The organism is Solemya velum gill symbiont (assembly GCF_002020255.1).
Classification (GTDB): domain Bacteria; phylum Pseudomonadota; class Gammaproteobacteria; order Chromatiales; family Chromatiaceae.
In genome coordinates this window covers 77,439-83,685 of sequence record NZ_MPQG01000012.1, presented here as the reverse complement: position 1 = coordinate 83,685, position 6,247 = coordinate 77,439, and the positions used below count along the sequence as shown (strand labels likewise).

The 6,247-nt window shown below is 45.1% G+C and carries 7 protein-coding genes; 3 read left to right on the top strand and 4 right to left on the bottom strand.

What is annotated here, in order from left to right; translation table 11 throughout:
- Window positions 1-636: 636 nt before the first annotated feature.
- A complete protein-coding gene (locus BOW06_RS09315) occupies window positions 637-1,233 on the top strand; it encodes a helix-turn-helix transcriptional regulator (RefSeq protein ID WP_043115777.1) in 597 nt (198 codons plus the stop codon).
- A gap of 72 nt (window positions 1,234-1,305) precedes the next feature.
- Here the strand turns inward: BOW06_RS09315 and BOW06_RS09310 are convergent, their stop codons facing one another.
- The 4 genes from BOW06_RS09310 to BOW06_RS09295 all read right to left on the bottom strand — a co-directional run bounded on the left by BOW06_RS09310 (window position 1,306) and on the right by BOW06_RS09295 (window position 4,879).
- Window positions 1,306-1,707, bottom strand: a complete 402-nt coding sequence (locus BOW06_RS09310) for a bacteriohemerythrin (protein WP_078459500.1) — start codon at window positions 1,705-1,707, stop codon at window positions 1,306-1,308.
- Window positions 1,708-1,733: 26 nt separating this feature from the next.
- On the bottom strand, window positions 1,734-2,438 hold the full coding sequence (locus BOW06_RS09305; protein ID WP_078453143.1) for an arginine N-succinyltransferase: 705 nt from the start codon (window positions 2,436-2,438) through the stop codon (window positions 1,734-1,736).
- 95 nt (window positions 2,439-2,533) lie between these two features.
- Window positions 2,534-3,880, bottom strand: coding sequence for a TMEM143 family protein (locus BOW06_RS09300; protein WP_078453859.1), 1,347 nt, complete (start codon window positions 3,878-3,880; stop codon window positions 2,534-2,536).
- A gap of 63 nt (window positions 3,881-3,943) precedes the next feature.
- On the bottom strand, window positions 3,944-4,879 hold the full coding sequence (locus tag BOW06_RS09295) for a LysR family transcriptional regulator (RefSeq protein WP_043115780.1): 936 nt from the start codon (window positions 4,877-4,879) through the stop codon (window positions 3,944-3,946).
- A gap of 133 nt (window positions 4,880-5,012) precedes the next feature.
- On the opposite strand from BOW06_RS09295, the gene BOW06_RS09290 reads away from it, so the two are divergent.
- Together BOW06_RS09290 and BOW06_RS09285 are read left to right on the top strand one after the other, a co-directional pair.
- Window positions 5,013-5,390 carry a DoxX family protein gene (locus tag BOW06_RS09290; protein WP_043115781.1) on the top strand — a complete coding sequence of 126 codons (378 nt, stop codon included), beginning with the start codon at window positions 5,013-5,015 and terminating at the stop codon, window positions 5,388-5,390.
- Window positions 5,383-6,240: a pirin family protein gene (locus BOW06_RS09285; protein ID WP_230209681.1), complete on the top strand. Its 858-nt coding sequence runs from the start codon at window positions 5,383-5,385 to the stop codon at window positions 6,238-6,240. Before BOW06_RS09290 ends, BOW06_RS09285 begins: the two co-directional genes overlap by 8 nt.
- Window positions 6,241-6,247 lie beyond the last annotated feature (7 nt).

Here is a 6,247-nt window from a genome sequence, read left to right as displayed (position 1 = left end):
CTCCTCTAACTTTGGTCGGTGAGAGAAGCTACCTATGCTACCGCAGCTTGCCCTCTAACCAACTCTGTTGAGTTGCACTTGGAAATTGAATTCACGAATATAAGTTGCACCGAAATCGCCATTAGCTTTGCAGACATAGGACACCGCAGGGATGTTCTCGATAACCTTATTTTGTGCTTTATCTTCCGAGGTCATATATGCCTTTCTAGATGCCAGCTTTCAAAAACTAAAAGTTACTTATTGTGGATTGGCGCGTTTGGAGTAATTGATAATACTCAATGTTACTTTACAAATAGTTATCAACTCAATATCAGACTTCTTCTACCCTCATCTCAATCTTATTAGTGGATATTTCTATTATTACTTGGTGCTTTATCTTTGATACTCCAAGCCACTATCATTGAATAAATTTATAGATGCTATAAAAAAGTACCGGGCGGTTAAGCCCGGCCATCAATGAAATGAAGTCTTTTACTAATAAGCCAACCAGTTTTTCTTGAGGAGCAACTGATAGGATTATTGATAATAATCAATCAAAAACATCAGGTCATCCCCCATAAGGGTGATACAAGAACTGCCAAAAACTTGTTTTACTTGAACTGAGAGAAGCTATGTAACTATGGGTAGATGTAAACAATGGAAGATTCTGCAAGCCAATTTCAAGAAATACTGAACCGAATACCAAATGGAGTCGTTGTTCTTACTCAGGAAGGACGGGTAATATACTTCAACGAACAAGCGCGTGAGATTTTTGAGGTGCAATCAAGTATTTCTTTATTGAATGATAGCCTTGTTTTTACGGATAAGACGACACAAGAGCAATTCAATACCGAACTGAAAGCTGTCTTTCAGCAACATTCCAATACGACAATAGAATCTACTCCAGTATGCATACAAAATCTCTCATATGACCTTCCGCTTTCACTAACGGTTTCAGTGTTGTCATCTAGTGACAATAGTAAACTTGCGTTAATTATCCTTGCACCTCCTTCACTCCCTATAAAACTTACCGAGACATGTTTACGTGAAAGCTTTCAGCTTACAAACGCTGAATCAGCATTGGTAATGGAGATTATAAGGTCGCGAGATCTTCAAGAAGCAGCTGGCAAACTGAACATCACTCGCAACACTGCAAAATCGCAGTTGAAGTCAATTTTTCTGAAAACTGGTGTTTGCAAACAAACAGAATTACTTAAACTGTTGCTTTCTGACTCTGACATCCTGGTTTCTTAAGATTAATTGCCGTATCAACAATGTTTGAATAGCTAAAGCAATGACCGCTTTCTTTCATACCCACCACAGCTTCTACATAACTTGGGCAAGAAATGAACCCAGTCTCATATCATCAACAAGAATATGTTCTGTTAACCAATTATCCAGGAATTCGATATTCTCATTGGAGATCTGATGACCTTCCTGCTTGAGTGTCTGTTGTAGCTCCCTGGCGCTTTCAATCAGCTTGCTGTGCTCGGAATAATGCTCCTCATAGTCCTTGTATCCATACTTCACCATTAATCGCTCTTCATGCCTGAAGTGCCAGGCAGTGCATGTGATTAACTCTTCCAACACAGCTTCTATATATTTCGGATCATCACCATCCTCTACAGAGTGATTGAGCATATTAAACAGGCCTACAAGTTTACGGTGATCATCATCGATCTCATCAACCTCGACGCTTAAGGTATTACTCCAAGATAGTTCTTTCATATTCTGTACTCCTGATGACGACACTACTATTGTTTCAGCTTGACCTTGAGATAACCTTCTTCAACCTGAATATTTTCCACTCCATCGGCAAAGCTCTTCCAAAATCCGTTGGCGTCTCCAAACTCACTGATCAAATCAATATTTTTCAGCCCGCCCAGCCAGGCGTTTGGTATAGGCACACCCATAATGCTGACGCCCTTGAGGATGACAACAGGTTTTGCATCTCGAAATGCCATTTCAACACCTGCAGAAACTCGCAGCGTTTTACCACCCAGGATCGGGAAGTCCTGATCAAGCGGCACTAATAGCCTGGCACTGACAAGATCATCTCCCATATCAATGGCTAGTTTTTTTGCGAGGTCACGATTGTTAGCCAGCATGGCATTAAGTTCACGTTCACTAAAGCTTACTTCGCGTTTGCCGCTTTCTTCGCTGTAACGTTCTGCTCTTAACCATTGCTCATCAGTTTCCTGTGCCGCCTGACCTGAATTTCCACTTGTCGACGGGCCAGGATTATATCCCAGGCTCTTCAGTTTGATGTTGAGTGTCTGATGTTCCTTTTCGCTAAGTTCAACCGGTGTGAAATCCTTTGCATAAATGTAGGTCCGAACAACCCAGAAAGTGACTGCCACTGTCACCAGTATGGTGGCAAGAACGATCCACATTATGTGGATTCCGCGCAAACCTTTACTCTTTTCCTGTACCTCGTTATCTTCTATCACTTCGGTCATTCTTGTATCTACCTATATCTAATCTACTTCAGGTAATACCATCTTACATTAGTCACAGATATCAAGGGTATCCATCGATATCTATTTGAGGGTGGTTATACCTCTTCGTTCTCATGTCCGGGTATCCAGCCATTCATATCTGCAAGCTGTCTACGCCATTTCTTTTCCAGTAACAGGCATGCCTCACTCGGCGATAGAGTCTGAAACTGTTCTTGCTCATCAAGGGTGACAATTTCATCCCTGACCAGGCGCTCCAGAGCATCTTCTATTTCAAAATCAACCCTCACGTTGAATTTGTTGCTCAAAAACGTCTCGATCTCCTCGTCAAGCAAGTGGAGTTCATTGCGTGGCAAGGGCTTACGAAAAAGGAAATAGTAGAGCAGAAACTCCTCTTTGACGTCCTCTTCCTCACCACGATCCGATAGCAACGTCAGTGCACCGCGATTATCCGCCAAAGAGTGAAAATAAAGCCGCTTCGAGAGGGTTAGCATGTAGCGGTTCCTGGTATTGAAAAAGTTCATTACCTGCCTGGTAATAACGGCAATGACACCGATAAATGCACCTGCAAGAGTGATTGGATTTGAGGCAGCGGCTGCCGACATCGCCTTGGTGGCAGCACCCGCAACACTGGCGACTGTACCACCACCTGCGGTCATGCCAAGTTTGACCTTGTCAAACATGCTGAAACGTACCTGGTTGTTGGGAAACATCATCTCCAGATCTTCCTGGGGGATATTCTTGAACAGCTTGAGGTAGATATGTTCACCACTGTTAACCTTCGGCAGGTGCTTACGCAGTTTCCTGACGATTTTTGTGGCCTTTTTCTTGCTGACATTCTTTTCCTTCATCACTTCAGAGATTCGAACATCTTCGGATTTTAGCTTGAGAAGAAGAAAAAGGCGCTTGAAAGTCGGTACGATCACCGTCTCTTTTTTGAACTTCTTTCGCCAGTTACGTTGCTGTAACTCCTCGTGTCCGGCGCCACGATAATAGACCAGAGTCTCTTCAAATTCCGAACGATCGACCTTGAGTTCCAGCCCATGGGCAGAGTGTGTCGATAACAGTTTATCCAGTGTGTCATCATCGAGATGCGTATAATTGGCTCGCGTTAACAGCCCCGTGACTGCTTCAATCAACTCTCTCTTGAAGTCATTTAGCTTATCTTCACTATATTCCAGTATCTTGACCGTATCCCTGTCAGGGCTGAATGGCAGGTAGTGCTCCTTGAGCTCAAGCAGTCGCTGCTGGTATTCGAGATGGCGCCACTGGCCGAGAAAACGAAAAAATGAGGTGATCTCTTTGCGATCACCATGACTCTCGGCCTCATTGGCGAGAGTATCGATGATGGCAAAACGGGTGACCGGAATAAACGTCTCAAGAGCAACAGAGCCACTACTGTCGCCTGCTCTCTCCTTTGTCTCTGCCAAGTGCCCTTCATTCATTGTTATTGCCCTGTCCGGATTCACTACAGATTTACGTCTTACTATCCCTGATTATTATGCAATTTACGCATTTTGTATGCCCTCTCTATTTAAATATAGATCCCAGGCAGGAATGCCTTCAAAGCGTTTGACGAGAAAATCCACGAATGTCCTGACACGTTTGGAAAGGTGCCGCGTCTGGGGGTAAATAGCATAGGCGTCAAACTGTTTACTTTCATAGTCACTCAGTATGGGCACCAGCCTTCCCTCCTCGATCTCCTTGTGCGCTATAAATGATGGGACGAGAATGATACCCAGACCGGCAAGTGCCGCATCCTTGAGATACTCTCCAGCACTGGCTTTCATGTAGGGAGACACCCTGATCCTGACCAGTTTCCCATCAGGTCCAGTTAACTGCAAATAGTCATAATCGGGAACCAGCGTATAAACAAGGCACTGGTGTCCGCTCAGTTCTTGCGGTGATTGAGGTGTGCCCTCCTGTTTGAGGTACTCAGGGCTGGCACAAAGTAAGGTTCGGATAGGTGTCAGTCGACGTGCAATCAGGCTTGAATCAGGTAGATTGGCAATACGGATAGCAAGGTCGAAACCCTCCTGTATCAGATCGACTTCACGGTCGTTAAAATCGAGATCGAATTCAATATCAGGGTGCGTGCGTGCAAAATCGTTGATTGCCGGCCCCATGTGCAACAGGCCAAAACTTGTTGGCAAAGCGATTTTCAGCTTTCCCTTGAGAGTGCCATGCGCATCTGAAGTAGCTATCTCAGCTTCGAGCACATCATCCAGTATGCGTACGCACTGGTGATAGTAAGCCCTGCCTGTGTCAGTCAGATTCATCTTACGCGTCGTTCGATGAAATAGTTGCGCATTCAGATGTGCCTCCAGTTCCTTGAGTCGACGGCTGACTGCAGATTTAGCAATTCCCATCCTCTCTGCAGCACCGCTGATCGTACCGGCTTCAACGACACGTACAAATGTATCCATATTGTCAAAGCGATCCATAAAGACCCTATTGTTGCTAATTAGAGAACAATTATTTGCATTATTACACCTTTATTCATTAATCATCAGCAACCATACTTTCCGTATCGAGTTTACGAATCAACTTTCAAAAGAGATTAACTGGAGAATAGTTATGGAAAAAATCACTCAACTTGTTGCACGCATTTTTATCGGGCATATCTTTTTGCTTGCCGGTCTCAATAAGATCGGTGCGTACGAGGGAACACAAGGCTACATGGATGCGATGGGCGTGCCAGGCTCACTGCTGCCCGCAGTCATCTTGCTCGAAATCCTGGGCGGCCTTGCTATCATTACAGGATGGAAAGCCAGGCTGACATCCTATGCGTTAGCAGGTTTTACGCTTGTCGCAGGCATCATTTTTCATAGTAACTTAGCAGACCAGACACAGATGATCATGTTCATGAAAAATATCGCTATTACTGGCGGATTGTTATTGATCGCAGTTCACGGCAGTGGTGCCTACAGCCTGGATAACCGCAATCATGCTTAAACAAACCAGAATTGTTCCAGCCATGGAAATCACGGAGGGTGCCGGTGTGAGTGTCAATCGCACCATCGGTACCCCTGCCCTGCGCAATTTTGATCCTTTCCTCATGCTGGATCATTTCGGTAGTGATGATCCAGACGAGTACATTGCCGGTTTCCCTTCACATCCACATCGTGGCTTCTGCACATTTACCTATATGCTGGATGGCTACGTCGAACATAAGGACAGCATGGGTAATACCGGCAAACTGGAACCGGGTGGTGCCCAACTGATGAAGGCTGGCAGTGGAGTCATCCATTCAGAAATGCCAATGCAGGAGAACGGCCTGATGCGCGGCTTCCAGCTCTGGATCAATCTGCCGGCTGCAAACAAGATGGACAAGCCCGGGTACCAGGAGTTTGACTCCGGTGCATTTCCAGTGGTCGAGACACAGGACCATATTGTTCGAATCCTGATAGGGAATTTTGCAGATCATGCTGCGCCCATTATTGATGACATTACCGGTGTCAGCTATTTTGATGTGCAGGTTAAAGCGGGACGATCTTTTCAAACAAGCCTGCCCGAAAGTAACAACAGCTTTGCTTACCTGTTTGAAGGCAGCGGGCAATTGAATTCACACCAGCTACCGATTAACAGCCTGATCAGGCTTGGGTCGGAGGATACCAGCTTCAATTTCACCGCTGGTGATGAAGCGGCACGTTTTATTCTTGTCAGCGGCAAGCCTATCGGCGAAGCAATTGTTCAATATGGACCATTTGTCATGAATACCAGGGAAGAGATTGACCAGGCGATGAGTGACTATCAATCGAATAACTTTGTGCGAGACCGCGCATGGATCAAGAATAAGTCATAACAGGCTT

Excerpts from the sequence above, each read along its gene's own strand:
- BOW06_RS09315 (WP_043115777.1), top strand. The coding sequence starts at position 637 with ATGGAAGATTCTGCAAGCCAATTTCAAGAAATACTGAACCGAATACCA.
- BOW06_RS09310 (WP_078459500.1), bottom strand. The coding sequence starts at position 1,707 with ATGAAAGAACTATCTTGGAGTAATACCTTAAGCGTCGAGGTTGATGAG.
- BOW06_RS09305 (WP_078453143.1), bottom strand. The coding sequence starts at position 2,438 with ATGACCGAAGTGATAGAAGATAACGAGGTACAGGAAAAGAGTAAAGGT.
- BOW06_RS09300 (WP_078453859.1), bottom strand. The coding sequence starts at position 3,880 with ATGAATGAAGGGCACTTGGCAGAGACAAAGGAGAGAGCAGGCGACAGT.
- BOW06_RS09295 (WP_043115780.1), bottom strand. The coding sequence starts at position 4,879 with ATGGATCGCTTTGACAATATGGATACATTTGTACGTGTCGTTGAAGCC.
- BOW06_RS09290 (WP_043115781.1), top strand. The coding sequence starts at position 5,013 with ATGGAAAAAATCACTCAACTTGTTGCACGCATTTTTATCGGGCATATC.
- BOW06_RS09285 (WP_230209681.1), top strand. The coding sequence starts at position 5,383 with ATGCTTAAACAAACCAGAATTGTTCCAGCCATGGAAATCACGGAGGGT.